This window comes from Microbacterium sp. P2_F9, from assembly GCF_056403635.1.
Genome location: NZ_JBFUFC010000014.1, coordinates 13,271 through 35,515 on the forward strand (window position 1 = coordinate 13,271; position 22,245 = coordinate 35,515).

Below are 22,245 nucleotides of genomic sequence, written 5' to 3' on the forward strand. Positions count from 1 at the left end.
TCCATGGCCAGTCAGGACTGGTTCGATAAGGACTTCTACAGCGTGCTCGGCGTCTCGAAGGACGTCACCGAAGCTGATCTGAAGAAGACGTACCGCAAGCTGGCGCGTCAGTACCACCCGGATTCCACCCAGGGTGACGCCAAGGCCGAGGCGAAGTTCAAGGAGATCAGCGAGGCGTACTCGGTCCTCTCCGATGCCACGCAGCGCAAGGAGTACGACCAGATCCGGGCCATGGGCTCCGGCGCCCGCTTCACCTCGGGCGGCGCGGGCACCGGCGGCTTCGAGGATGTCTTCAGCATGTTCGGCCAGGGGCGCGGCGGAAGCCGCAACCCGAACCCCGAGGACTTCGAGGACATCTTCCGGATGTTCAACGAGCAGCAGGCGAATCGCGGGTTCGGCTCGGGCCGGTTCGGCCAGCCCAGTGGCGGCTTCCGCGGCGCGGGTGGGCCGACCAGAGGCGCGGACGTGACCGCTCGCACGACGATGGACTTCGTCACGGCGACCAAGGGCGAGACGATCACGCTGCAGGGTGACGACGGCAAGCCGTTCAAGGTCAAGATCCCGGCCGGGGTCGCCGACGGGCAGAAGATCCGCCTGCGCGGTCGCGGCCGCGCATCGATCGACGGCGGCGAGCACGGCGATGTCGTGGTCGCCGTCACCGTGCGCCCGCACCCGGTCTTCACCCGGGAGGGGCTGAATCTGCGTCTCACCGTGCCGATCACCTACACCGAGGCTGTCTTCGGCGCGACGATCGAGGTGCCCACGCTCGGCGGCGAGCCGGTGAAGCTGCGCGTCGCACCCGGCACGCCCTCCGGGCGCGTGCTGCGGGTCAAGGGCCGCGGGGTGGAGAGCCCCAAAGGCACCGGAGACCTCCTCGCCGAGGTGCAGATCGCGGTGCCGTCGCACCTCGACGACGCTGCGCGGGAGGCGCTGGAGCGGTTCCGCGAGGTGGAGCCGAAGGAGAACCCCCGCGCCGATATCGTGGCCAAGGCGAGGGGCTGAGCGCTCCGGCCGAGTGCGACCGATGACAGGGAGGTGATGGCGGATGGGCATCGAAGACATCGACGAGGATTCCCCGATCCTCGCGATCGCCGTCGCCGCTGAACTCTCCGGCATGCACCCGCAGACGCTGCGGCAGTACGACCGGCTGGGACTCGTCGTGCCCGCCCGCACCCAGGGCGGGTCGCGGCGGTACTCGCTGCGCCACGTGCAGCAGCTCCGCGAGGTGGCCCAGATGTCCTCGGACGGCATGGGGCTGCCCGCCATCGCCCGGATCCTCGAGCTCGAAGACCGGGTGCGCGAGCTTCACCTCCGGGTGCGCGACCTCGAAGACCGGGTGCGCACCGAGCTCGATCGCCGGCCCGGCGCGCGCGTGTTCGCCGCCGGGGCCACCGGCTCGGTCGTCACGCTCCGCAACGGCATGCGGGTGCGCCGCGCGACCGAACTCGTGCTCTGGCGTCCGMGGGCACCGCTCGAGGCGGGCGAGTCCGAGGCTGCGGCACCCGGTGCCGAAGCAGGCGAGACGGACGACGGCGCCTGAGCGCGAAGGATGCCTCGGGCCGAGGCATCCCGTCAGCTCAGGACTTCGGCGGATTCGCCGCCACGAACGCGTCGTAGTCGGTGCGCGAGAGAGCCGCGTAGGCATATGCCCATTCCAGAATGGATTCGCCGACGACCCGGCCGTTGCCGATGTAGCCGGCGACCTCCGCGGCCGCAGGCGACTGCGCGTGCGCCCGAGCGAGCACGGCCGCGCATGATTCCGCGTAGCGCTGGAAGGCCGAGTCGTCGAGCGTCTCGATCTCGACGCCGCCCTTCATGTCGTGGAACTGCCGCACATAGAAGTCGCCGGCGTAGGCGCGCAGGTGCCCGAGGAACGGGTCGGACACGGCCTGCAGAATCCGCTGCATGCCGACCACTCGGCCGCCCTGCCCGTTCTCGACGATGTAGTCGGCGACCGTGGGCGGCTGCTCGATCCCGCCGTACTGCTCCAGCACGCTGCGCTCGGCCTGCTTGCCCTGCAGCAGCAGGGCGTTGCCGATGCTGTCCTGCAGCACGATGAGCGTGCACAGCGTCCCGACGCTGCCGACACCGACGACGCGTCGGGCGATATCCGAGACGGTGTACTGGGTCAGGACGACTCTGATGTCGACGCTGGCGGATGCCGCGTACCGCCGGAAGTTCTCCGCGAGACGCGACTCGACCTCCGCATCGGTGTGGGTCAGGGTGGGGGGCTGCTCGACGAAGGTGAGCCGGCCGTCCGGGCCGGCCGTGGTGAGCTTGCGGGCGGCGCGATCACCGGTGCGCTTCTCCGCGTCCTTGATCGCCGCGCGCATCGTTCCCTTGGAGGCCTTGTCCATGGAGGCGATGCCGGCTTCGGCGTCGAAGTGCTCGAAGTAGCGCGACACCGGGCTGCGCTCCGCGTTCACGGCCATCGAGCGGGCGTACGTGTGGATCGCGGACAGTGCGGCGTCCTGCACGACGACGTGCGCGCGGTCGGTGGCCTGTCCGCCGATCACGACGCTGGCGATCAGGCGCTTGAGGTCCCACTCCCACGGCGCCCAGGCGGACTCGTCGAAGTCGTTCAGGTCGAACATCAGCGTCCTCTGCGGCGAGGCGTAGAAGCCGAAGTTGGACACGTGCGCATCCCCGCACGAGGCGACGAGGATCCCGCTGTGCGGCTCGCGCGCGAGGTCGGCCGCCTGGATCGCTGCGGTGCCCCGATAGAACGCGAACGGGCTCGCCGACATCCGCTCGATCCGCAGCGGGACCAGGTCGGGTTGGCGCAGGGCATTCTGCGCGTCGAGGATGCCGAGCGGATCACGGTCACCGGGCGTGAGCCGGGAGAGCGTGCTGCGCGCGACCGCACGGCGCGCATTCCGTCCCTGTTCCATGCGTTCTTGGATGGTGGCGGGGCGAGTCCAGGTCTCTGCGAGCGTTGCGTCCGACATGGTGCTCATCCTGCCACCGCCGGTTGCCGGCCGGGAGGGCTGTGTCCTCCCGCCATCCGGGCGAGCGGCGGCGATGCTCATCCCGCCGCTGTGCCACCGGCTCTAGAGTTCAGCCATGGCGCGCGCACGCATGACGATCGGGCATTGGGAGGAGCTGACCCACTGGCCGCTGATCATCGCGTCGCTGCTGTGGCTCATCGCCTACTCCTGGAAGGTCATCACGGACGCGCACGGCACCGGGGCGGTCGTGCTGTGGGCCGTCATGGGCGTGACCTGGGCGATGTTCGTGATCGACTATCTCGTGCGCCTCCTCCTCGCCCGACCGCGTGCGAAGTGGTTCCGCGGGCACCTGCTCGACCTCGCGATCGTGGCGATCCCGATGCTTCGGGCGCTTCGCCTGCTGCGCGTGCTCACCGCGATGACCTTCGGCAAGCGCACCGCAGGGACGGCCCTCCGCAGCCGCATCGCCATCTACGGTGCCGGTGCGACGCTGCTCGTCATCTATCTGGTCGCGCTTGCCGTGCTCGATGTCGAGCGCCGCGCGCCCGGCGCGAACATCACGACCTTCGGCGAGTCCATCTGGTGGGCATTCGTGACGGCCACCACCGTCGGCTACGGCGACTACTACCCGGTGACGGCACTGGGCCGCGTGTGGGCCGTCGGGCTCATGGCGGGCGGCATTGCGATCGTCGGCACCGTCACAGCGACCGTGTCGTCGTGGGTCATCGAGAAGGCCGCGGCCGGACGCGACGACGACGAGGCGTCGACGCGCGGTCAGGTGCGTGCGCTCTCGCAGCAGATCGCCGCGCTCGGCGAAACCCTCACCGCACCCGCTGGTGGGACCAGCGCATCGCCCGCCGGCGCAGCAAAGGAGAACTCGTGAACACCGGAGAACGAGCCCAGGGACCACGTGCGGCGGTCGCCGACGCCGCGTCGAGCGAGCGAAACCTCGAGTCGATGTCGCTCGGCCTCGGCGTCGTCGCGTTCATCGTGACGGCGGTGGCCGCGATCATCGCCTTCCGGTTCCAGCCCGCTCCGATCTCGGGACCGGGCTCGGTCGGCCAGTTCGCCGCGATCGCGTCGGCCGTCATCGCGATCGTCGCCTTCGTCGCGGGCCGGGTCCTCGTCCACCTGCGCGCCGACGGCAAGCGGATCGGCATCCTCGATGTCGTCGACATCGCCGCGCTCGCCTTCGCGCACRCCGTCATCGCCCTGCTGAGCTGGACGCTGGTCTCGGTGATCTTCGAGCAGGCGTTCATCGACGCCGAGATCTTCGGAGTCGCGGCCATCGTGCTGTCGGGCGCGGTCGCGGCGGTGACCGCGTATGTCGCGTTCTTCTCGGCCACTCACATGGACCTGCAGCTGCTCGCGGTCGTGCTGGCCGCGTTCCTGGTCGAGGGGATCGTCGCCAGCATGCTCACCGCTGATGATCCGCACTGGTGGATGGAGCATCTCAGCGCACTCGGGATGACGAACGACATCTCCTCACTCGCTTTCAACCTGACCCTGATCGTGGCCGGCCTCATCGTCACGACCCTCGCGCGCTACGCGACGACGGGCGTCCCGACCACCCACCCGCACGGCATGGCGCGGGTGCGCCTCACCCTGATTCTCGTGGGGGTGTTCCTCGGATTCGTCGGGGTGTTCCCCGTCGATGACTTCTTCTGGATCCACACCGCGTTCGCCTCCGGAATGGCGGTCGTCTTCGCCGTGCTCGTCATCCGTCTTCCCATCTGGATTCCGGGCATCGCCCGCACCTTCGTCTACCTCGGATGGCTGTTCCTGGCCGGCATCGTCGTCCTCGGGGTGTTGTTCGGGATCGGCTACTACACGCTCACGGCGGTCGAACTCGTCGCGGGCACGCTGGTGTTCACCTGGATCATCCTGTTCCTCCGCAACGCCGCGGCTGTGCAGGAAGACGCCCGCGCGGGTGTCTGACGACCTGGCCGCGCGAAGTGCGCGGCCGCTTCTTCGGGCAGGATGAGCCCGAAGAGTGAGGAGCACGGATGACTGAGCCCGAGCGACTGCCGAGCATTCGCGTACTGCTGCTGATGGCGGTTCCCGCCCTGCTGATCGGCATCGGCTCGGCCGTCGTGCTGCGGCTGATCGACCTCGTGTCCGAGGGGCTGATGCACTTCCTGTGGACCACGCTGCCCGCGAACTTCGGCGCGACCGAAGAGACCCCGTGGTGGATCTTCCTCGTGCTGACCCTCACCGGTGCGGCCATCGGGGCGATCGCCTGGCTCGTGCCGGGGCACGCCGGTCCCGACTCGGCCACCACCGAACTCGGCGGCACGCCACCCCGGCTCGGGATGGTCCCCACGATCCTCCTCGTCTCGATCCTGGGCCTCGCGGGCGGCGTGAGTCTCGGGCCCGAGAACCCGACGATCGCGGTCAACTCCGCGCTCGCCGTAGCGGTGTTCGGCCGCTTCTCGAAGAAGATCCCTCCCGCGATGCTGGTGATGCTGGCGGTCTCCGGCACGCTCGGCGCGCTGTTCGGCACGCCGGTCGCGGCGGCGCTCGTGTTCACCGGCATGGTCGGCGCGATGGCGCTGCCTGGTTCGCTCTGGGACAAGCTCTTCCTGCCGCTCGCGGCGGCGGGAGCCGGTGCGGTCACGATGCTGCTGCTGGGCGGCGAGGCGATCGCCTTCACGCTCGAGCCGATCGGCGCCCTCCAGCCCTCGTACCTGCTGACCGGCTTCCTCGTCGCCGCGGCGTCGGCGCTGCTCGGCGTCCTCGCCGCCTTCGTGTTCCCGTACCTGCACCGCGCCTTCCACATGCTGCGCAACCCCATCATCTTCACGACCCTCGGCGGCATGGTCCTCGGGGTRCTCGGCATCATCGGCGGACCGATCACCCTCTTCAAGGGACTCGAGCAGACCGCCGCGCTGCTGGAGCACCCGGGCGACTACACGTCGCAGGAGCTCGCCCTGTTCACCGCCGTGAAGATCGTCGCGCTGCTCGTGGCGGCGAGCGCAGGCTTCCGCGGCGGCCGCATCTTCCCGGCGGTCTTCGTGGGGACGGCCTTCGGGCTGCTCGCCTACTCGCTGTTCCCCGGCATCCCGATCTCGCTCGCGGTCGCGTGCGGCGCCATGGGCATCGTGCTGGCGGCCACCCGCGACGGGTGGATCGCGATCTTCGTCGGCATCGCGCTGTGCGGTGACATGACGGTGCTGCCGCTGCTCTGCCTGATCATCCTGCCGGTGTGGCTCATCGTCACGAAGGCGCCCGAACTCGTCGTGCACCCGCGAACGGAACCGGCTGAGGCGAAGCCCGCCTAGAGTTCGTCGCTCGGGACGAGCGGCGCCACCCCGGGGTCGCTCGTCACGGTGGCCGGTATGCCCGCGCCCTGCAGGTCGGTCGCGAGGGTGCGGACGACGTCCGCCGTCACCCCGAGCCCGTCCGCCGGCGCGTGCCAGAACAGCACCCGGGCGACGAGCCGGTCGGGACTCACCGCGACGGCATACGCCCGTGCGGGCGGGTCGGCGTCAACGCCGGGGACGGATGCCGCGGACTCGGCGAGCCGCGTGAGCTCGGCATCCAGCGCTCCCTCTGATCGTGCCGTCCGCACCTGCACCTCGCTGCGGCGCAGGCCCCGGCGGGAGTGGTTGACGATGGGCTCGGCGATCATGCGGCCGTTCGGCACGTGCACGGTGCGTCCGTCGTAGGTCTCCAGCACGACGGTGCGCGAGGTGAGCTCGCGCACTACGCCGGTCAGCGCCTTTCCGTCGACGCCCTCGACCTGCACCTCGTCGCCGACCTCGACGGGGCGGGTGGCCTGGATGACGACTCCCGAGGCGAAGTTGTCGGCGACGCCGCGCAGCACCAGCACCGCGATCACGACGAGCACGACCGCGAGCGCGAGGAGCGGCTGCAGGTTCACTCCGAGCACAGCGAGGGCGATCGCCACCGCGAGGAGGACTACCGCGCCGCCGACGAATCGGGCGACGAACGTCGCGACCGCCTCGGTCAGGCTCGGCGCGAACTTGAGCAGGCGCAACGTCGCGGTGCGGGCGAAGCGGGAGAGGATCCAGCCGGCGATGATGACGACGATCGCGATGAGCACCTGCCACCACTCGAGGCTCGTGGGCAGCAGCGCGCTCAGGTCCATGCCCGTCACGTTAGCCGGGCGGTGCGCGCGCCCCCGTCGCCTCGCCGCGCGCGGCCGCTAGCCTGGCGCCGTGAAGCGCACCCAACCGCCCGTCGAGCCGACTCCGGTCTCAGCCCCCGTCCTGTCGCCGATGCTCCGGGTGCTGATCGGCCTGGCCGCCGCGGTCATCACGCTCGCCGGCGTCTCGTACGCACGCGAACTGGTCGGGCCGCTCGTCCTTGGCGCCGTCATGGTGATCATCTGCCATCCGGTCCGCTTCCCGCTCGAGCGCCGCGGCTGGCCCAAGTGGGCCGCGACGACCGCCGTCATCGTGGTGGCCTACCTGATCCTCGGCTTCCTCGCGTTCCTGCTCGGCTTCGCGGGCGTGCAGTTCGCTCATCTGGTCGGCGATTACGCCGATCAGCTGAAGGGGGCAGCCCAAGGATTCCTCACCGGCCTGCAGTCGCTGGGGCTGGATAAGGAGGCATCGGATGCCACGGCATCCGTTCTGAAGCCCGCGAACGTGCTCTCTTTCGCCTCGTCACTCGGCGGCACGCTGCTCGGGGTGCTCACGGCGTTCTTCTTCGTGCTCACCTACGTGATCTTCATGGCAGCGGATGGTGCGCGGTACGCGCGGGCTGAGACGGACTTCGGTCGGTCGGCGCGCACGACGATCCGCCGGGCGGTGCAGTTCAACTCGAACGTGCGTCGGTACTACGTGGTGAACGCCTCGTTCGGCGCGATCGTGGCGATCATCGACGGCCTCGCCCTGTGGGCGCTGGGTGTGCCGGCGCCGGCGGTCTGGGCGATCCTCGCGTTCGTGACGAACTTCATCCCGAACATCGGTTTCGTGCTGGGGCTGATTCCACCGGCCGTGCTCGCGCTCGTGGTCGGCGGCTGGCCGCTCATGCTGGCGGTCGTCGCGCTGTACTGCGTCGTCAACGTCGTGCTGCAGGTGCTCGTGCAGCCGAAGTTCGTGAGCGACGCGGTGAGCCTGAGCCTGACGCTGAGCTTCTTCTCGGTGATCTTCTGGACGTTCATCATCGGCCCCCTCGGGGCGATCCTCTCGATCCCGCTGACCCTGCTCGTGCGCACGCTCGTGCTCGAGCCCGACCCGGGGGCGCGCTGGCTGCGCTGGCTCTCCGGTGAGCCCGCCGACACGACGGCGGGCGGCGGAGGCTGAGGGCGCCGTTCTTGGGCCGCGTGGAGCGCCTCGGGTAGGGTGGAGTTCGCGCCTGTCCACCCAGCGGGCGCGCCGCAGAGATAGGCAGCCACCAATCCCGTGACTTCCCCCGCGACACCCGAATCCCCCGCGGACGACCGCGCCCGCCGCCTCACCGTGGTGATCGGCGCCGACACGTTCGCCCCCAACGTCAACGGCGCCGCGCGCTTCGCCGAGCGCCTCGCCGCGGGCCTCGCCGCGCGCGGCCACGACGTGCACGTCGTCGCGCCCAGCCGCAAGCACTCCGAGCATGGCGTGTTCCGCGAGGTGATCGAGGGCCAGGAGATGACGCTGCACCGGTGGCCATCGTGGCGCTGGTACCCACACGACTGGCTCCGCTTCGTCATGCCGTTCATGATCAAGCACTACTCGCGCCGGCTGCTCAGCGAGGTGCAGCCCGATGTGGTGCACATCCAGTCGCACATCATCATCGGTCGCGGTCTCACCCGCATCGCGCGGCAGCGCGGCATCCCGGTGGTCGCCACCAACCACGTGATGCCCGAGAACCTCGTCGACTTCACGATCTTCCCTGACACGATCACGAAGTTCATCGTCAGGCTCGCGTGGGAAGACGCCCAACGCACCTTCGACATGACCCGCGCGGTGACGACCCCGACGCGCAAGGCCGCGGAGTTCCTCGAGCAGACGATCCCGATCCAGAACGTCATCCCGGTCAGCTGCGGCATCGACAAGGCGAACTACACCGCCGATCTCACGCCCCGTGACGCGAACCGGATCCTCTTCGTCGGTCGCCTCACTACCGAGAAGCGCATCGACCAGGTGCTCCGCGCGATCAAGACGCTCGACCCCGCACTCGACGTGCACTTCGACATCGTCGGCGGCGGGGATCAGCGTCGCAACCTCGAGGCGCTCACCCGCGAACTCGGCCTCGATCAGCGCGTCACGTTCCACGGCTACACCTCCGACGAGGACCTTCGTGCGCTCTACACGCGGGCGAGTGTCTTCGCGATCGCGTCGGTCGCCGAACTGCAGTCGATCGCGACGATGGAGGCGATGGCCTCGGGGCTGCCGATCGTCGCGGCCAACGCCGTGGCGCTGCCGCATCTCGTGCACGACGGTGAGAACGGCTACCTGTTCGAGCCCGGCGACATCCCAGCCCTCGCGGCGCGGCTCACGGACGTCTTCACCGCTGCACCCGAAGAGCGACTCCGGATGCAGCAGGCCTCGCTCGATGGCGTGACGGTGCACGACATCCACCGCACCCTCGACACGTTCGAGGCGCTGTACCGCGACGAACCGCTGCCCGAGTAGGCGACCGTGCATGTCGTGATGTTCGGCGACCAGCACGTCGAGTCCCTCGGCGGGGCGCAGGTCTCGATGCGACTGCAGCGCCGGTTCCTCGAGAAGGCCGGGCACACCGTGACCATCGTCGCGCCCGCCATGCATGGGGCGCGGGCGCGTCGGCACGCGGTCGCTGAGCCTGTCGCGGTCGCCGAGCCTGTCGAAGCGTCCTCGTACCTCGACATGCCCTCGATCCCGATCACCGTCGACCGCGAGTACTCGTTCACCTGGCCGGGTCGACGAGCGGATCGCTGGGTGGATGCCGCGCTGGCGACGCTTCCGCCGGTCGACGTCGTGCACGTCCAGGCGGACTTCTGGGGCGCCTTCATCGGACACCGCTTCGCCGCCCGGCACGGGCTGCCGGTCGTCCACACGATGCACAACCGGGTCGACGTGGGGATCGAGGCCACCGCACCCTTCCCCGGGCTGGTGCTGCGGGTGCTGAACGCCTGGCAGCGCCGGGCGCTCGGCTCCGCCGCGGTGGGTTGGGACGGCTGGTCGTATCTGCGGCGGTTCGCCGGGAGATCGGATGCCGTCACCGCCCCGTCCTCGCACTTCGCGCGGCGGCTCGAATCCCACGGGGTCGTGCCGGCTGGGCCGCGGGGTGCCCTCGTTTCCGAGCCGCACGTAGACGTCATCTGGAACGGCATCGACGACGAGGCGCTGGACGCGGCGCTCGCTTCGACAGGCTCAGCGACCGGGGCGGCCGAGGCGACCGCGTCGCGCGCGCCCGGGCTGCCGCGATTCGTCTGGATCGGACGCATGAGCCCCGAGAAGCGGCTGCTGCCGTTCCTCGAGGCGCTCGCGGAGTCGGGGGTGCGCGCCGAGGTCGAGGTGATCGGCGGTGGCGGGCAGCTGCGCGCGGCGCGCCGGATCGTCGAGAAGCGGCGGCCCGCGGCATCCGTCGTCTTCTCGGGTCCGCTTCCGTACGCGGAGGTGGTGCGCCGCATCCAGGCGGCCGACGCGGTCGTGCAGACCTCGATCGGCTTCGAGACGCAGGGCATGACGCTGTTCGAGGCCGCGTCGCTCGGCACGCCGTCGGTCGTGAGCGACCCCGATATCGCCGCCGAGCTGGGCTCGGGCTTCTGGCCGGTCAGCGCGGATGGAGTGGCGGATGCCTCGACCGCCGCGCTCGCGGCCGCACTGCGCCGCGCCGCGGCCGACATCGAGGCCGGCACCGCGCCGGTGCCCGATCCGTCGATCCGCGAGCGCTTCCGTCAGTCGTCGCGCACCGCCGCGATGATCGAGGTCTACCGCCGCGTCACCGGCGCCTGACGCGATCGCTGGGATCGAGCCGGTCGCTGAGCTTGTCGAAGCGTCCGGCGGCCCTTCGACAAGCTCAGGGACCTGGCGGGAGTCAGGGGAGGCGCGACCAGTCGGTCGGCGTGCGACGGTAGCCGTCGTTGCGAAGGGCGGCGATCGTCGAGGCGATGCCGACCGTGGACAGTCCTGCAAGAAGAATCACCATGAACATGGCAGTAAAGCTACGCTTGCGCCTAAACGGCCACGAGTGGCAGAATGGCCACACATCGTACGAAAACTGCCACCCGAGGAGCGAAGATGAAGACCGTCGCCGTGATCGTCCAGGACGGCTTCGCGCCCTTCGAATTCGGGGTCGCCTGCGAGGCTTTCGGTCTCGACCGCTCGGATGACGGCATCCCGAACTTCGACTTCCGCGTCGTGGCGCCGAATCCGGGTGTCGTGAAGTCCAAGCTCGGGTTCTCCCTCAATGTCGAGAACGACCTGTCGTTCGCGTACGAGGCCGACCTGGTGGTCGTCTCGCCCACGCCCCGCGAGTACTGGGGGCACACCGACGAGCGCGTGCTCGACGTCGTGCGCCACGCGGTCGCGCGGGGCGCCTGGGTGCTGAGCGTGTGCAGCGGGTCGTTCATCCTCGGCGCGGCAGGGGTGCTCGATGGCCGAAGGGCGACGACCCACTGGATGTACGCCGACGTCATGGCCCGGATGTACCCCAAGGTGGACGTCGATCCCGACGTGCTCTACGTGCAGGACGGCCGGATAATCACCAGCGCGGGGACCGCCGCAGGCCTGGATGCCTGCCTGCACCTGCTGCGCCAGGAGCTCGGTGCCGAGATGACCAACCGCATCGCACGTCGAATGGTCGTGCCGCCCCAGCGCGACGGCGGCCAGGCACAGTTCATCGACCACCCGCTCCCGCAGGTCGCCTCACTGTCGCTGAACTCGGTGACCGACTGGATGCTCGACAACATCGGCCAGGAGCTCACCGTCGACCAGCTCGCGGCCAAGGCGCACATGTCGCCGCGCACCTTCGCGCGCCGGTTCAAGGCCGACTTCGGTGCCACGCCGGCATCCTGGCTCGCCCGGCAGCGGATCATCCACGCCCAGCGCCTGCTCGAGAAGACCGATCTCGGCCTCGATCGCATCGCGTACGAGAGCGGCTTCGGGTCGGCCGCCGTGCTGCGCCAGAACTTCGCGCGCGTGCTCGGCACCACGCCCACCGCCTACCGGGCGCGCTTCGCCTGCACGCTCGACGAGATGGCGGAAGCCGTCGCCTGACAGGTCAGGAGCGAGCCGCGGCTCGACCGCTAGACGAGGGTCTGCCCCAGGATGCAGGCCTTCTCCAGGTCGGTGAAAGTGTTGCACGACCCGCCTACGATCGGCGGCACGGTCCCGACGCTCTTGGTCACCGTCACGATTCCCACGGGCGCGCCGGCCACTTTGTAGGTGACAGTGAGTGTTCCCGCCTGGCTGCTGACGTTGTCTCTGGTCAGCAGGACGAGGCTGTCATACAGGCTCAACCCATTGATGATGATCGAGTTGGCGCCGAGTTTCACGCACCCGTTGAGGTTGACGATCTCGGTGTTGCCGAGATTCTGGTTGTTCAGAATGACGTCGATGATCGTCACGACGATCGGGTCGTTGTATGGATTCCTAGCGGAGAAGCCGAGCGCGTAGCCCTTGAACAGACCCCCGGAGTTGCCAGGCAACTTGCACGCCGCCCCACTGGCCACGAGGACCGGCGGCCCCGAGGCCGCATAGGCGGGCACTGGGGCGGCCACGGCAATCACAGGAACCGCCCACGCCATCGCCTTCGTCACCGTGCGGCGGGTGATCCGGCGCGGCGCCGCACCCTCGGACTCATCGGGCATGACCCCTCCATCTGTGCGCCACTGGCGCCAGACTAGCGGCTGGGCGCGGAAAGTGGCTCATGACCTCAGCCGATGCGGCATTGCCGACAGCATCCGTCGCTTGCTAAACTTGAGCCCGCAAGACTCAAGTTTTCAGGAGAAACATGAACGCCACGCAGACGCCCGGGCAGGAGGACGCGCAGAGCGCCCTCGAGCAGTTCGGGATCAACCTCACCGACCGCGCCCGCCAGGGCAAGCTCGATCCCGTCATCGGGCGGGACGCCGAGATCCGGCGGGTCAGCCAGGTGCTCACCCGCCGCACCAAGAACAACCCCGTCCTGATCGGTGAACCAGGCGTCGGCAAGACCGCCGTCGTCGAGGGGCTCGCCCAGCGGATCGTCGCGGGCGACGTCGCCGAGTCGCTGAAAGACAAGGAGCTCGTCACCCTCGAAATCTCGGCCCTCGTCGCCGGCGCGATGTACCGCGGGCAGTTCGAGGAGCGCCTCAAGAGCGTCCTCAAGGAGATCGCGGACTCTGACGGCCGCGTCATCACCTTCATCGACGAACTGCATGTGCTCATGGGCGCGGGAGGCGGCGAAGGGTCGGTGGCGGCATCCAACATGCTCAAGCCCATGCTCGCGCGCGGCGAGCTGCGCCTCATCGGCGCGACCACCCTCAACGAGTACCGCGAATTCATCGAGAAGGATGCCGCGCTCGAGCGCCGCTTCCAGCAGGTCTATGTCGGCGAGCCGAGCGTCGAAGACACCGTCGCGATCCTGCGCGGACTCAAGGAGCGGTACGAGGCTCACCACAAGGTCGCCATCGCCGACGGCGCACTGGTGGCCGCGGCATCCCTCTCCCACCGGTACATCCCGTCGCGACAGCTGCCGGACAAGGCCATCGACCTCATCGACGAGGCCGCGTCGCGCCTGCGCATGGAGATCGACTCGGCGCCGCTCGAGATCGACGAGCTGCGCCGGCACGTCGACCGGCTCAAGCTCGAAGAGCTGGCGCTCAAGAAGGAGAAGGATGCCGCGTCCAAGGAGCGGCTCGAGAAGCTGCGGGCCGATCTCGCCGTGGACGAGGTCAAGCTCGGACAGCTGCAGGCCCGCTGGGAGCGGGAGCGCGCGTCGCTGAACCGCGTCGGCGAGCTCAAGACGAAGCTCGACGCGGCCCGCATGGAGGCCGAGCGCGCCCAGCGCGAGGGCAACCTCGAGCGTGCGTCCCGGCTGCTGTACGCGGATATCCCCGCACTGGAGCGCGAGCTCGTCGCCGCCGAGCGGGACGACCCTTCGACAGGCTCGGGGACCGATTACAAGCGAATGGTCAACGACCAGGTGACCGACGAGGACATCGCCGCGGTGATCGCGGCCTGGACGGGGATCCCGGTCGGCAAGCTTCTGCAGGGCGAGACCGAGAGGCTGCTGCACCTCGAGACCGAGCTCGGCCGGCGCATCATCGGCCAGAAGGAGGCCGTCAAGGCGGTCTCGGATGCCGTGCGGCGCTCGCGGGCGGGCATCAGCGACCCCGACCGGCCGACCGGCTCGTTCCTCTTCCTCGGACCGACCGGCGTCGGCAAGACCGAGCTCGCCAAGGCGCTCGCCGCGTTCCTCTTCGACGACGAGCACGCCATGGTGCGCATCGACATGTCGGAGTACGGCGAGAAGCACTCGGTGTCTCGGCTCGTCGGTGCCCCTCCCGGGTACATCGGCTACGAGCAGGGTGGGCAGCTCACCGAGGCGGTGCGCCGGCGGCCCTACTCCGTCGTGCTGCTCGACGAGGTCGAGAAGGCGCACCCGGAGGTGTTCGACGTGCTGCTGCAGGTGATGGATGACGGGCGTCTCACCGATGGCCAAGGGCGGACGGTCGACTTCAAGAACGTCATCCTGATCCTCACGTCTAACCTGGGCTCGCCGATCCTCATCGACCCGACGCTTTCGACGGCGCAGAAGCGCGAGCAGGTGCAGGTGCTCGTGCGGCAGGCGTTCAAGCCGGAGTTCATCAACCGGCTCGACGACATCGTGATCTTCGAGGCGCTCACCGAGGATGACCTCGCCCAGATCGTCGAGCTGGCTGTGGACGCGCTGCAGCAGCGGCTCAAGGACCGCCGGCTCGCGCTCGCCGTCACGCCGGACGCCAGGGCCTGGCTCGCGGAGCGGGGCTACGACCCGATCTTCGGCGCGCGCCCCCTTCGACGGCTCATCCAGTCCGAGATCCAGAACCGTCTCGCGATGGCCCTGCTCTCCGGCGGCGTGCGCGACGGCGACACCGTGCGGGTGGACGTCGACGCGGCCGGGTCGGGACTCGTGCTCACGAGCGAGGGGCCGGCCGCGGCATCCGACTCATCCGACGATGACGACGTGATCGAGGCCGAGCTGCTCGAGGAGTGAGTCCGTCTCTGCGTACCCAGAAGCGGGGATGGTGCGCGAAACGCCGGGGACGGATGCCTCGTCCCGGCGTTTCGGTGAAACCGCCCGCAGTTGGGCCCCGCCCGTCGGGTCGGGCTCGGACTACGCGTTGACGAGGAGCGACTCGGCGATCGGACGACGCGCGCGCGGCGCGTTCTCTCGCTCGACCAGGGTCTCGTGCGCGGCGGCGGAGTCGCCCAGGGCACCCACGGCCATGATCGTGATCGGGGTGAAGTTCTCGTCGAGGCCGAAGGCCGCCGAGACCGCGGCGCCGTCAAAGCCGCCCATCTGGTGCGTGTAGAGGCCGTCGGCGTGCGCCTGCACGGTGAAGTGCGCGGCGACCTGGCCGGTGTCGTAGAGGGCCCACGTCATCGGCTTGCCGTCGCGGGTGGTCTCGGCGACGAAGACGATCAGCACCGCGGCGTCGCCTGCCCAGGCGGAGTTGAAGCCGGCGAGGGTCGCCATGATCTGGGCGTGCGCCTCGGTGCCACGGCGGGCGACGATCAGTCGCCACGGCTGCGTGTTCGCACCGGTGGGCGTCCAGCGCGCGGCTTCGAGGGCGCTCGCGAACGCGACTTCGTCAAGCGAGGCCTGCGCGTCGAAGATGCGCGTGCTCCAGCGCTCGGCGAGGACGTCGAGGATCGGAGCGTGGGTGGGGGCGGTGCGGGTGATGACGTCGGACATGACGACTCCTTGATCGAGCGGATGGATCAGGGACGCCGTCGGCCCAATCCCATGCAACCGCATGCACCTGGGAGGCATTCCCAGGTGCCGGAATGTGACGCGCTACTGTCGCACCATGCAGCTGAGCGCGCGGCGCATGTCGCTCCTCTCGACGGGAAGAGCGCTCTGGGGCTCGACGCACCCGGGACCGACTCTCGTCGTCTCGATCCTCGCCCTGGTGCTCGGGGTCGCCGTGGGGCTCGAACCGTGGCGGCTCACTCTCCTGACTCTCGCAGTCTTCTGCGGCCAGCTGTCGATCGGGCTGTCGAACGATGCGATCGACGCGCCCCGCGACCGCGCGGTCGGCCGCACCGACAAGCCCATCGCCCGGGGGGACATCAGCGAGCGCCTCGCGTGGGGCTGGGCGATTGGCACGGTCGTCGCGGCGCTCGCGTTCTCGTCAGCCCTCGGACCCGGGATGCTGGCAGCCCATGCGATCTTCCTGGCGTCGGCGTGGGCCTACAACGCGGGGCTGAAGTCGACAGTGTTCTCGATCGCGCCCTTCCTCATCAGCTTCGGGATCTTCCCCTCTCTGGTCACCCTTGCCGCGGCCCAGCCGCGGGTGGCCGCCCCGTGGGCGTGGGTCGCGGGTGCCGCGCTCGGCGCGGCTGTGCATCTGACGAACGTCCTGCCCGACCTCGACGACGACGAGCGCACCGGTGTTCGCGGCCTGCCGCACCGCATCGGACCGCGCGCCTCGGCGGTCGTCGCGGCGGTCGGGATCATCCTCGGTGCGGTCGCGGTGCTGCTCGGGTCCGCCGGCGGCGACGTCGCGGCAGTGTCGATCGTGTCGTGGATCTTCTTCGGAGCCGTCGTCATCGTCGCAGTTGGCACGGCGGTGCTGGCAGTCGTTCGACCGCCCAGTCGCACGCTGTTCCGGCTCGTCATGCTTGCCGCCCTGCTGCTCGCCGCCCAGCTCGCCGCAACCGGCGGCGCCGTGGCCGCGTGAGTCACGCGTCGCGGTCGAACCCCATCGCGTAGGCATGCGCGAGCAGTCGCGCCCCGGGCGGCAGCAGGGCGAGCCGCAGCCCCGCCCGCCGCGCCGCGTGCGCCAGGGGCGGGAGTGGGCGACCGAGTGACGTGTTGAGCGTCGCTATCGCGGCGGCCGTGCGCGCCGAGGACAGGCGCCGCGCCTCCCAGCGCGCCAGGGCGGCGTCGGGCGACTCCGCGGTGTGGACCCACCGTGCGAGCAGGGGCGCGAGGGTCACGGCATCCAGCAGTCCCAGGTTCATGCCCTGTCCGCCGATGGGGCTCACCTCGTGTGCCGTGTCGCCGATCACGAACAGGCCGGCGCGGCGCAGCGAGGGGGCCACCGCGCGGCGCACCTCGAACGGCGTCGCAGCCGTGACCCGCGCGGCGGCCTCGTGATCGCCGCGCGCGATCAGTGCGGAGCGCAGCCGCTCGGTCCGTGCGCCGTCGTCGCGGTCGGCCGGAGAGGAATCCCATGCGACGAACCTCCGCCGCCCGCCCGGCAGCGGGAATGACTCCAGCACGCCCGACCGGTCTATGTTGACGACGGCGAGGGCGCCGTCGCGACCCGTCGCGACATCCGCCATGAGATAGCGGTCGGCGTACGGGCGGACGCGGATGCCGCTTGGTCGGTAGACCAGCGCGCGGGCTCTCCAGCCCCCCGCGATCACGACGATCGGTGCGCGCGCTGTTTCGCCATCGCCGAAGGAAACGCGGATGCCGTCGGCCCCCTGGGTCACTTCGGTCACGGTCGCCCCGCGCCGAGGCTCGGGTGCGCCGACGGCCAGGGCCGCCTCGGTCGCGGCTTGCGGGAGCGCGGCGACGAACGGAAACCGCCGTCCCAGTCGGTCGAACCGCACGGTTCCGAGCGTGCGGCCGTCCGACCGCGCCTCACCGCGTGAGACCCGGATCGCCGAGGCCAGGAGCCGCTCGGTCGTGCCGGATGCCTCGAGCGCTGCGAGCACCGGCGCGTGGACTCCGATCGCGCGGGTACCGTCACCAGCCGTCGCTCGACGATCGAGGATGAGGACATCGACTCGCCTGCGGGCGAGCTCCGCGGCGAGCAGCGTCCCCACGGGGCCCGCGCCCACGACGATCACCTCAGCCACGCGCGCCTACAGCCAGGATGCGGAAGGGCGACGCGGCGGCCACCCGCCAAGGGTTGCCCAGTGCCCTTTCGAGTTCGTCCGCACGGTAGCTGCGCCGAATAGACCGCAATCCGTCGGTCCGAAGGAATGTGCCCGGCGCGAACGGGGTGACCGCGACGGCGTACAAGCCATATGCCAGGCGGCTCCGGCGAATGTCGGAGTGCACCACGATCCCGTCCGAGAGCGCGAGCGACTCGTCGGCGAACGACCGGAGTCCGACCGCCGAGAGGTGGTGCAGCACGTGGTTCGACAGCACGGCGTCGAAGCGTGCACCCTCCGAGCGCAGGGTCGCGGCATCCGTGCACCGGAAGCTGACGCCGGGCACCCTGCGTTCCTGCGCGACCGCGATCGCGCGGCGGTCGGGGTCTGCGCCGACCCAGTCCACCTCGAGTCCGTCGCGAGTCGCGAGTCGCGAGAGCCGCACGAGCAGGTCGCCACCTCCGCATCCGAGGTCGAGCACGCGCGCGGGGCGTCCAAGTGACGCAAGATGGGGGCGCAGCCGCGATCGATAGGCGTCGCCCCATCCGCTGACGAGTCGGTTGACGGTGTCGAACCTGCGGAGCGTTGCCGCGAGTCGCTGCGGATCGCAGGCGGGGTCGTCCATGAGTTCGGCGACGTCAGCGTCGCGGACGGCCAGGTTCACGCCGGTCCTGTGGTGGTGCGGGTGAGCAGGGCCGATTCGACCGTGAGTCCTGGCCCGAAGGCGAGAGCCGCGACGCGGGCGTCGTCCGGAAGGTTCTCGTCGTGCAGCAGGTCCCGCAGGATGAACAGGATCGTCGCGCTCGACATGTTGCCCTGGCGGCGAAGGACCGAGCGGGATGCCTCGAGCGCACTCGGGTCGAGGTTCAGGCCGCTTTCGACCCGATCGAGCACGCTGCGGCCGCCGGGATGGACGGCCCACAGGTGGGGAACGTCCGCGCCGAGGAAGGACTCGACGGCGTCGCGGATCTCGCGCCCGATGATGCGCGGCACCTCGGCGGTGAGGATCATGTTGAAGCCCTCGTCGCCGATGGTCCACACCATGTCGGATTCGCCTTCGCTCGTGAGGACGGTGCCGAATCGCTCGAATTCGAGTCGGGGCCCTGCCCTCCGCGGCCGCTGCGCTACAACGGCGGCTGCGGCGCCGTCCGCGAAGACAGAGGCCGCGACGATCTGCTGCGGATCTTCGGACGATCGGATGTGCAGCGTGCACAGTTCGGCGGCTGCCACCAGCACGACGGCATCGGGCTGGGCAGCGCAGATCCGGGATGCCGCCCGCAGGCCCGGCAGCGCGGCCGCGCAGCCCATGAAGCCGATGTGATACCGCTCGACGTCCCTCCGAAGGCCGAGGTCCTTGACCAGCCGGAAGTCGGGACCGGGGGCGAACATTCCGGTGCACGAGACGGTGACGACGTGGGTGACCTCGTCGGGTGCGACACCGGCCTCGGCGAGTGCCTGGGCAGCGGCCGCCGCGAACAGGGCCGGGGCGAGCAGGATGTAGGCGTCGTTTCGAGCGCCCGTGGACGCGGCGAGGATCGTCCCATCAGGCCTGGCGAGGGATACGCCGAGCGCGGGGTCCGGATTCTCGACACCCGTCGCGGAGGCGACGAGGTCGGTGAGGACGGTGTTGCGGTGGTCGATCGCAGAAGCATCGAAAGCTGCGCGGATGAGGCGCTGAGCGATGCGACTGAGGCCTGGCTGGCTCGCGAACACGTCGCGCGCGACCGTCTGCGACGCGCGGGCTGATGGTACCGCGGTGCCGATCGACAGGATGCTCGCGGCCATGGTCAACCTTAGGCGCGGCGGAGGGCCGCGGGGGCGGTGGGCGGGTGTCTAGCGGGACTCTTCGCCTGACTGCGTGTGCTCGGCGTGCGCCTCGGGCAGCTCGCGCATGCTCCAGAACGGGCCGGTGATGACGAAGAGGCCTGCGAGGAGCTCGCCGACAGCGGCGATCCAGAGGGTGGGGACGACGCCGATCCAGGTGCCGAGTGCGCCGGCGAGCAGCGCCGCGATCGGCATCACGCCCCAGACGACGAACCGCACCGATGCGTTCATGCGGCCGAGCAGCCGAGGCGGGGTGATCCGCTGGCGGAACGTGACCTGGGTGATGTTGTAGAGCAGCACCGTGAAGCTCGCGAAGAAGAACTGGATCACCAGGAACGGGAAGGCGAGCTCCGGCACGAGCGAGATCGCCGGCAGGAAGAACGGCACGAGGCAGAAGCCGATCGCGCTGAGCGGGATGGCGCGCGCCTCGCCGATGCGGGCGACGATCCGCGGGGTCGCGATGGCGCCGAGCAGGCCGCCGATCGCGGAGATCGAGAAGACGAGGCCGAACATCGCCGGCGTCAGTCCGAGCTCGCGCAGCACGAAGATCGGCAGCAGCGTCTGCGAGATCGTGCCGAAGAAGTTCGCGACACCGGTGGTGCCCACGATGCGCCGCAGCAGCGGGTTTCCGAATACCCAGCGCAGGCCCTCGCCGATCTCCTTCAGCAGTGGAGCGTGATCCTCGGGGGAGCGCAGCTTCTCGTGGTCCTTGGTGAACAGCAGGGTGAAGAACGACGCGACGTAGGTGCCCGCGTCGATGATGATCGCGATCGGAGCGGTGAACACACCGATCAGCCAGCCGCCCGCGGCCGGACCCGCCAGGTGGGCGAGCTGCTCGGTGGCTTGGAGCTTGCCGTTGGCCTCAGCGATCTGATCGCTGCGCACGAGTGACGGGATGAAGCTCTGATTCGAGACGTCGAAGAAGACGGTCGCCACGCCCATGATCAGGGCGACGAGATACATGTGCCAGATCTCCAGGGCTCCGAAAGCAGCGAGGATGGGCAGCGCACCGAGCGCCACGGCGCGCACGGCATCCGCCCAGATCATGACGTGCCGCTTGCGCATCCGGTCGATCCACGCGCCGGCAGGCAGCCCTACGACGAGGAAGGCGGCGAACTCAGAAGCCCCGAGGACCCCGATCTCCCACTCGTTCGCGTCGAGGATGAGCACAGCGAGCACCGGCAGGGCGAGTCCGGTGATCTGCGAGCCGAATTGGCTCAGCGCCTGGCCGCTCCACAGCGTCAGGAAGTTGCGGTCGCGCCAGAGCGATCCTTTCGGCTTCCGCGCCGCGGTGGCTGGGGCCTCCGCGTCGGCCTCGACGTCGGTCGCCTCATCTGGTTGGGACATGCCAACCAGTCTGGGCCACCGATTGAGAACTGTCAATCAGTCAGGTAGCGTGGGCCCCATGAGCGAGCAGACCGAAGAGCGGATCGAGCTGCAGAGCGGCGATCCCGACGCCGAAGCGCGCATGCGCGCCCTCAGTTCGCCACTTCGCCTGCGCGTCCTGCGCCTCTGCGCCTTCGAGTCCCGCACCAACAAGGAGCTCGCGGGGCTGCTCGGGGTGAACCCGGGCACGATGCTGCATCACGTCCGCACCCTCGTGCAGACCGGCTACCTCGCAGCCGAGCCCGAGCGGGTCGGCGCCCAGGGCAGCCGAGAGGTCCCGTACCGGGCGACGGGGCTCTCTTGGCGCACGTCCCTGCCCGGCGGCAGCTACGTGCTCGTCGAAACCTTCCTGCAGCAGATCGAAGGCCTCCACGACGACGAACTCCAAGCGACCTGGCTCGGCCTCAAGCTCAACGACGAGCACAAGGCCGAGCTGGAGACGCGCCTGTACGCGCTGGCGAACGAGTTCAAGGAACGCGGACCGGATGCCGATGGCAAGCCGTACTCGCTGTTCACGGCCTTCCATCCCGACCTGAATCCGCCCGCGCCCTGACCGCGGCGGCGGGGGCGCGGCATCCGTCAGCCCTTCAGCGCCTCACGGAGCTTGACCCGTCCGCCCATCCGCAGCAGCGAGTTCTCGTAGATCCGCGCGCCGACGAGGATCGCCCCGATGCAGGTCGCGATGAGGATCGCGAGCGACAGCAGGGGCTCCCACCACTGCGCCTCGCCGAGGAACAGCCGCATCGGCATCCCGACCGGAGCGGAGAACGGCACGTACGACATGATCGCGAGCACCGTGGGGTTGTCGTTGAAGAAGATCACGAGGAAGTACGGCGCCATGATCAGCATGGTGAGCGGCATCGTCGTGGAGCCGATGTCCTCCTGACGCGACACCATCGCCGCCGCCGCCGCGAACAGCGACGCCAGCAGGATGAAGCCGAAGAGGAAGAAGACCGCGAACCACGCGATCGGGCCGCCGAGCCCTTGCAGGATCGCGCCCTGCCCGGTCAGCGTGAGCCCGACGATCGCGATTCCGGCGAGGACGAGGATCTGGCCCATCGCGAGCACGGTGTTGCCGATGACCTTCCCGGCCAGCAGCGCCCGCACCGGAATGGCCGAGATGAGCAGCTCGACCA

The 22,245-nt window shown here is 69.7% G+C and carries 21 protein-coding genes; 12 read left to right on the forward strand and 9 right to left on the reverse strand.

The annotated features are described in order from the left end of the window. Positions 1–3 precede the first annotated feature (3 nt). Together AC1DVT_RS02795 and AC1DVT_RS02800 are read left to right on the forward strand one after the other, a co-directional pair. Positions 4–1,002: a DnaJ C-terminal domain-containing protein gene (locus AC1DVT_RS02795; RefSeq protein WP_477386335.1), complete on the forward strand. Its 999-nt coding sequence runs from the start codon at positions 4–6 to the stop codon at positions 1,000–1,002. A gap of 43 nt (positions 1,003–1,045) precedes the next feature. Further along, positions 1,046–1,540: a heat shock protein transcriptional repressor HspR gene (locus AC1DVT_RS02800; protein WP_457099599.1), complete on the forward strand. Its 495-nt coding sequence runs from the start codon at positions 1,046–1,048 to the stop codon at positions 1,538–1,540. A 37-nt stretch (positions 1,541–1,577) separates the two neighbouring features. Here the strand turns inward: AC1DVT_RS02800 and AC1DVT_RS02805 are convergent, their stop codons facing one another. Continuing rightward, complete coding sequence (locus AC1DVT_RS02805) at positions 1,578–2,948, reverse strand: DUF2252 domain-containing protein (protein ID WP_477386337.1); 1,371 nt, start codon at positions 2,946–2,948, stop codon at positions 1,578–1,580. 115 nt (positions 2,949–3,063) lie between these two features. Here AC1DVT_RS02805 and AC1DVT_RS02810 point away from each other — a divergent pair, with 115 nt between their 5' ends. The 3 genes from AC1DVT_RS02810 (at position 3,064) to AC1DVT_RS02820 (ending at position 6,229) form a co-directional block, all read left to right on the forward strand. Next, positions 3,064–3,831 (forward strand): potassium channel family protein, encoded by a 768-nt coding sequence (locus AC1DVT_RS02810; protein WP_477386339.1) that lies wholly within the window; start codon positions 3,064–3,066, stop codon positions 3,829–3,831. Beyond that, positions 3,828–4,886 carry a hypothetical protein gene (locus AC1DVT_RS02815; RefSeq protein ID WP_477386341.1) on the forward strand — a complete coding sequence of 353 codons (1,059 nt, stop codon included), beginning with the start codon at positions 3,828–3,830 and terminating at the stop codon, positions 4,884–4,886. The genes AC1DVT_RS02810 and AC1DVT_RS02815 overlap by 4 nt, the downstream gene beginning before the upstream one ends. 68 nt (positions 4,887–4,954) lie before the next feature. Beyond that, the gene (locus AC1DVT_RS02820) at positions 4,955–6,229 is read left to right on the forward strand and encodes an ion channel protein (protein ID WP_477386343.1); all 1,275 of its coding nucleotides are present in this window, start codon (positions 4,955–4,957) and stop codon (positions 6,227–6,229) included. Here the strand turns inward: AC1DVT_RS02820 and AC1DVT_RS02825 are convergent. Beyond that, a complete protein-coding gene (locus tag AC1DVT_RS02825; protein ID WP_477386345.1) occupies positions 6,226–7,059 on the reverse strand; it encodes a mechanosensitive ion channel family protein in 834 nt (277 codons plus the stop codon). The genes AC1DVT_RS02820 and AC1DVT_RS02825 overlap by 4 nt on opposite strands. A 70-nt stretch (positions 7,060–7,129) precedes the next feature. On the opposite strand from AC1DVT_RS02825, the gene AC1DVT_RS02830 reads away from it, so the two are divergent. The 4 genes from AC1DVT_RS02830 (at position 7,130) to AC1DVT_RS02845 (ending at position 12,100) form a co-directional block, all read left to right on the forward strand. Continuing rightward, positions 7,130–8,221, forward strand: a complete 1,092-nt coding sequence (locus AC1DVT_RS02830) for an AI-2E family transporter (protein WP_457099593.1) — start codon at positions 7,130–7,132, stop codon at positions 8,219–8,221. A 99-nt stretch (positions 8,222–8,320) separates the two neighbouring features. Next, positions 8,321–9,532, forward strand: coding sequence for a glycosyltransferase (locus AC1DVT_RS02835; protein ID WP_477386347.1), 1,212 nt, complete (start codon positions 8,321–8,323; stop codon positions 9,530–9,532). 18 nt (positions 9,533–9,550) lie between these two features. Then, complete coding sequence (locus AC1DVT_RS02840; RefSeq protein WP_477386369.1) at positions 9,551–10,837, forward strand: glycosyltransferase; 1,287 nt, start codon at positions 9,551–9,553, stop codon at positions 10,835–10,837. A gap of 285 nt (positions 10,838–11,122) precedes the next feature. Then, positions 11,123–12,100: a GlxA family transcriptional regulator gene (locus AC1DVT_RS02845; RefSeq protein WP_477386349.1), complete on the forward strand. Its 978-nt coding sequence runs from the start codon at positions 11,123–11,125 to the stop codon at positions 12,098–12,100. Between the two features lie 29 nt (positions 12,101–12,129). Here AC1DVT_RS02845 and AC1DVT_RS02850 read toward each other — a convergent pair whose 3' ends face one another. Further along, positions 12,130–12,693 (reverse strand): hypothetical protein, encoded by a 564-nt coding sequence (locus AC1DVT_RS02850; RefSeq protein WP_477386351.1) that lies wholly within the window; start codon positions 12,691–12,693, stop codon positions 12,130–12,132. A gap of 143 nt (positions 12,694–12,836) precedes the next feature. On the opposite strand from AC1DVT_RS02850, the gene AC1DVT_RS02855 reads away from it, so the two are divergent. Then, positions 12,837–15,062 carry an ATP-dependent Clp protease ATP-binding subunit gene (locus tag AC1DVT_RS02855; protein WP_477386353.1) on the forward strand — a complete coding sequence of 742 codons (2,226 nt, stop codon included), beginning with the start codon at positions 12,837–12,839 and terminating at the stop codon, positions 15,060–15,062. Between the two features lie 120 nt (positions 15,063–15,182). Here the strand turns inward: AC1DVT_RS02855 and AC1DVT_RS02860 are convergent, their stop codons facing one another. After that, positions 15,183–15,764 (reverse strand): nitroreductase family protein, encoded by a 582-nt coding sequence (locus AC1DVT_RS02860; RefSeq protein WP_477386355.1) that lies wholly within the window; start codon positions 15,762–15,764, stop codon positions 15,183–15,185. Positions 15,765–15,879: 115 nt separating this feature from the next. Between AC1DVT_RS02860 and AC1DVT_RS02865 the strand changes: the two genes are divergently transcribed. Then, on the forward strand, positions 15,880–16,752 hold the full coding sequence (locus AC1DVT_RS02865; protein WP_477386357.1) for a UbiA family prenyltransferase: 873 nt from the start codon (positions 15,880–15,882) through the stop codon (positions 16,750–16,752). A 1-nt stretch (position 16,753) separates the two neighbouring features. Here AC1DVT_RS02865 and AC1DVT_RS02870 read toward each other — a convergent pair whose 3' ends face one another. The 4 genes from AC1DVT_RS02870 to AC1DVT_RS02885 are packed head-to-tail and all read right to left on the reverse strand — an operon-like array spanning position 16,754 to position 21,070. Further along, on the reverse strand, positions 16,754–17,881 hold the full coding sequence (locus AC1DVT_RS02870; protein WP_477386358.1) for an FAD-dependent oxidoreductase: 1,128 nt from the start codon (positions 17,879–17,881) through the stop codon (positions 16,754–16,756). Continuing rightward, positions 17,874–18,563, reverse strand: a complete 690-nt coding sequence (locus AC1DVT_RS02875; protein WP_477386360.1) for a methyltransferase domain-containing protein — start codon at positions 18,561–18,563, stop codon at positions 17,874–17,876. Before AC1DVT_RS02875 ends, AC1DVT_RS02870 begins: the two co-directional genes overlap by 8 nt. Next, entirely contained in the window at positions 18,560–19,684 is a 1,125-nt protein-coding gene (locus AC1DVT_RS02880) for a type III polyketide synthase (RefSeq protein ID WP_477386361.1), read from the reverse strand. The genes AC1DVT_RS02875 and AC1DVT_RS02880 overlap by 4 nt, the downstream gene beginning before the upstream one ends. A gap of 48 nt (positions 19,685–19,732) precedes the next feature. Next, the gene (locus AC1DVT_RS02885) at positions 19,733–21,070 is read right to left on the reverse strand and encodes an MFS transporter (RefSeq protein ID WP_477386363.1); all 1,338 of its coding nucleotides are present in this window, start codon (positions 21,068–21,070) and stop codon (positions 19,733–19,735) included. 58 nt (positions 21,071–21,128) lie between these two features. Between AC1DVT_RS02885 and AC1DVT_RS02890 the strand changes: the two genes are divergently transcribed. Next, complete coding sequence (locus AC1DVT_RS02890; protein ID WP_457099582.1) at positions 21,129–21,662, forward strand: ArsR/SmtB family transcription factor; 534 nt, start codon at positions 21,129–21,131, stop codon at positions 21,660–21,662. Positions 21,663–21,688: 26 nt separating this feature from the next. Here the strand turns inward: AC1DVT_RS02890 and AC1DVT_RS02895 are convergent. Next, positions 21,689–22,245, reverse strand: a 557-nt coding sequence (locus tag AC1DVT_RS02895) for an ABC transporter permease (RefSeq protein ID WP_477386365.1), incomplete at its 5' end; no start/stop codon positions are given.

Coding starts and splice junctions, on each gene's coding strand:
- AC1DVT_RS02825 (WP_477386345.1), bottom strand. CDS start 7,059: ATGGACCTGAGCGCGCTGCTGCCCACGAGCCTCGAGTGGTGGCAGGTG.
- AC1DVT_RS02805 (WP_477386337.1), bottom strand. CDS start 2,948: ATGTCGGACGCAACGCTCGCAGAGACCTGGACTCGCCCCGCCACCATC.
- AC1DVT_RS02885 (WP_477386363.1), bottom strand. CDS start 21,070: ATGTCCCAACCAGATGAGGCGACCGACGTCGAGGCCGACGCGGAGGCC.
- AC1DVT_RS02880 (WP_477386361.1), bottom strand. CDS start 19,684: ATGGCCGCGAGCATCCTGTCGATCGGCACCGCGGTACCATCAGCCCGC.
- AC1DVT_RS02890 (WP_457099582.1), top strand. CDS start 21,129: ATGAGCGAGCAGACCGAAGAGCGGATCGAGCTGCAGAGCGGCGATCCC.
- AC1DVT_RS02860 (WP_477386355.1), bottom strand. CDS start 15,764: ATGTCCGACGTCATCACCCGCACCGCCCCCACCCACGCTCCGATCCTC.
- AC1DVT_RS02840 (WP_477386369.1), top strand. CDS start 9,551: ATGTTCGGCGACCAGCACGTCGAGTCCCTCGGCGGGGCGCAGGTCTCG.
- AC1DVT_RS02810 (WP_477386339.1), top strand. CDS start 3,064: ATGGCGCGCGCACGCATGACGATCGGGCATTGGGAGGAGCTGACCCAC.
- AC1DVT_RS02795 (WP_477386335.1), top strand. CDS start 4: ATGGCCAGTCAGGACTGGTTCGATAAGGACTTCTACAGCGTGCTCGGC.
- AC1DVT_RS02845 (WP_477386349.1), top strand. CDS start 11,123: ATGAAGACCGTCGCCGTGATCGTCCAGGACGGCTTCGCGCCCTTCGAA.
- AC1DVT_RS02850 (WP_477386351.1), bottom strand. CDS start 12,693: ATGCCCGATGAGTCCGAGGGTGCGGCGCCGCGCCGGATCACCCGCCGC.
- AC1DVT_RS02865 (WP_477386357.1), top strand. CDS start 15,880: ATGCAGCTGAGCGCGCGGCGCATGTCGCTCCTCTCGACGGGAAGAGCG.
- AC1DVT_RS02855 (WP_477386353.1), top strand. CDS start 12,837: ATGAACGCCACGCAGACGCCCGGGCAGGAGGACGCGCAGAGCGCCCTC.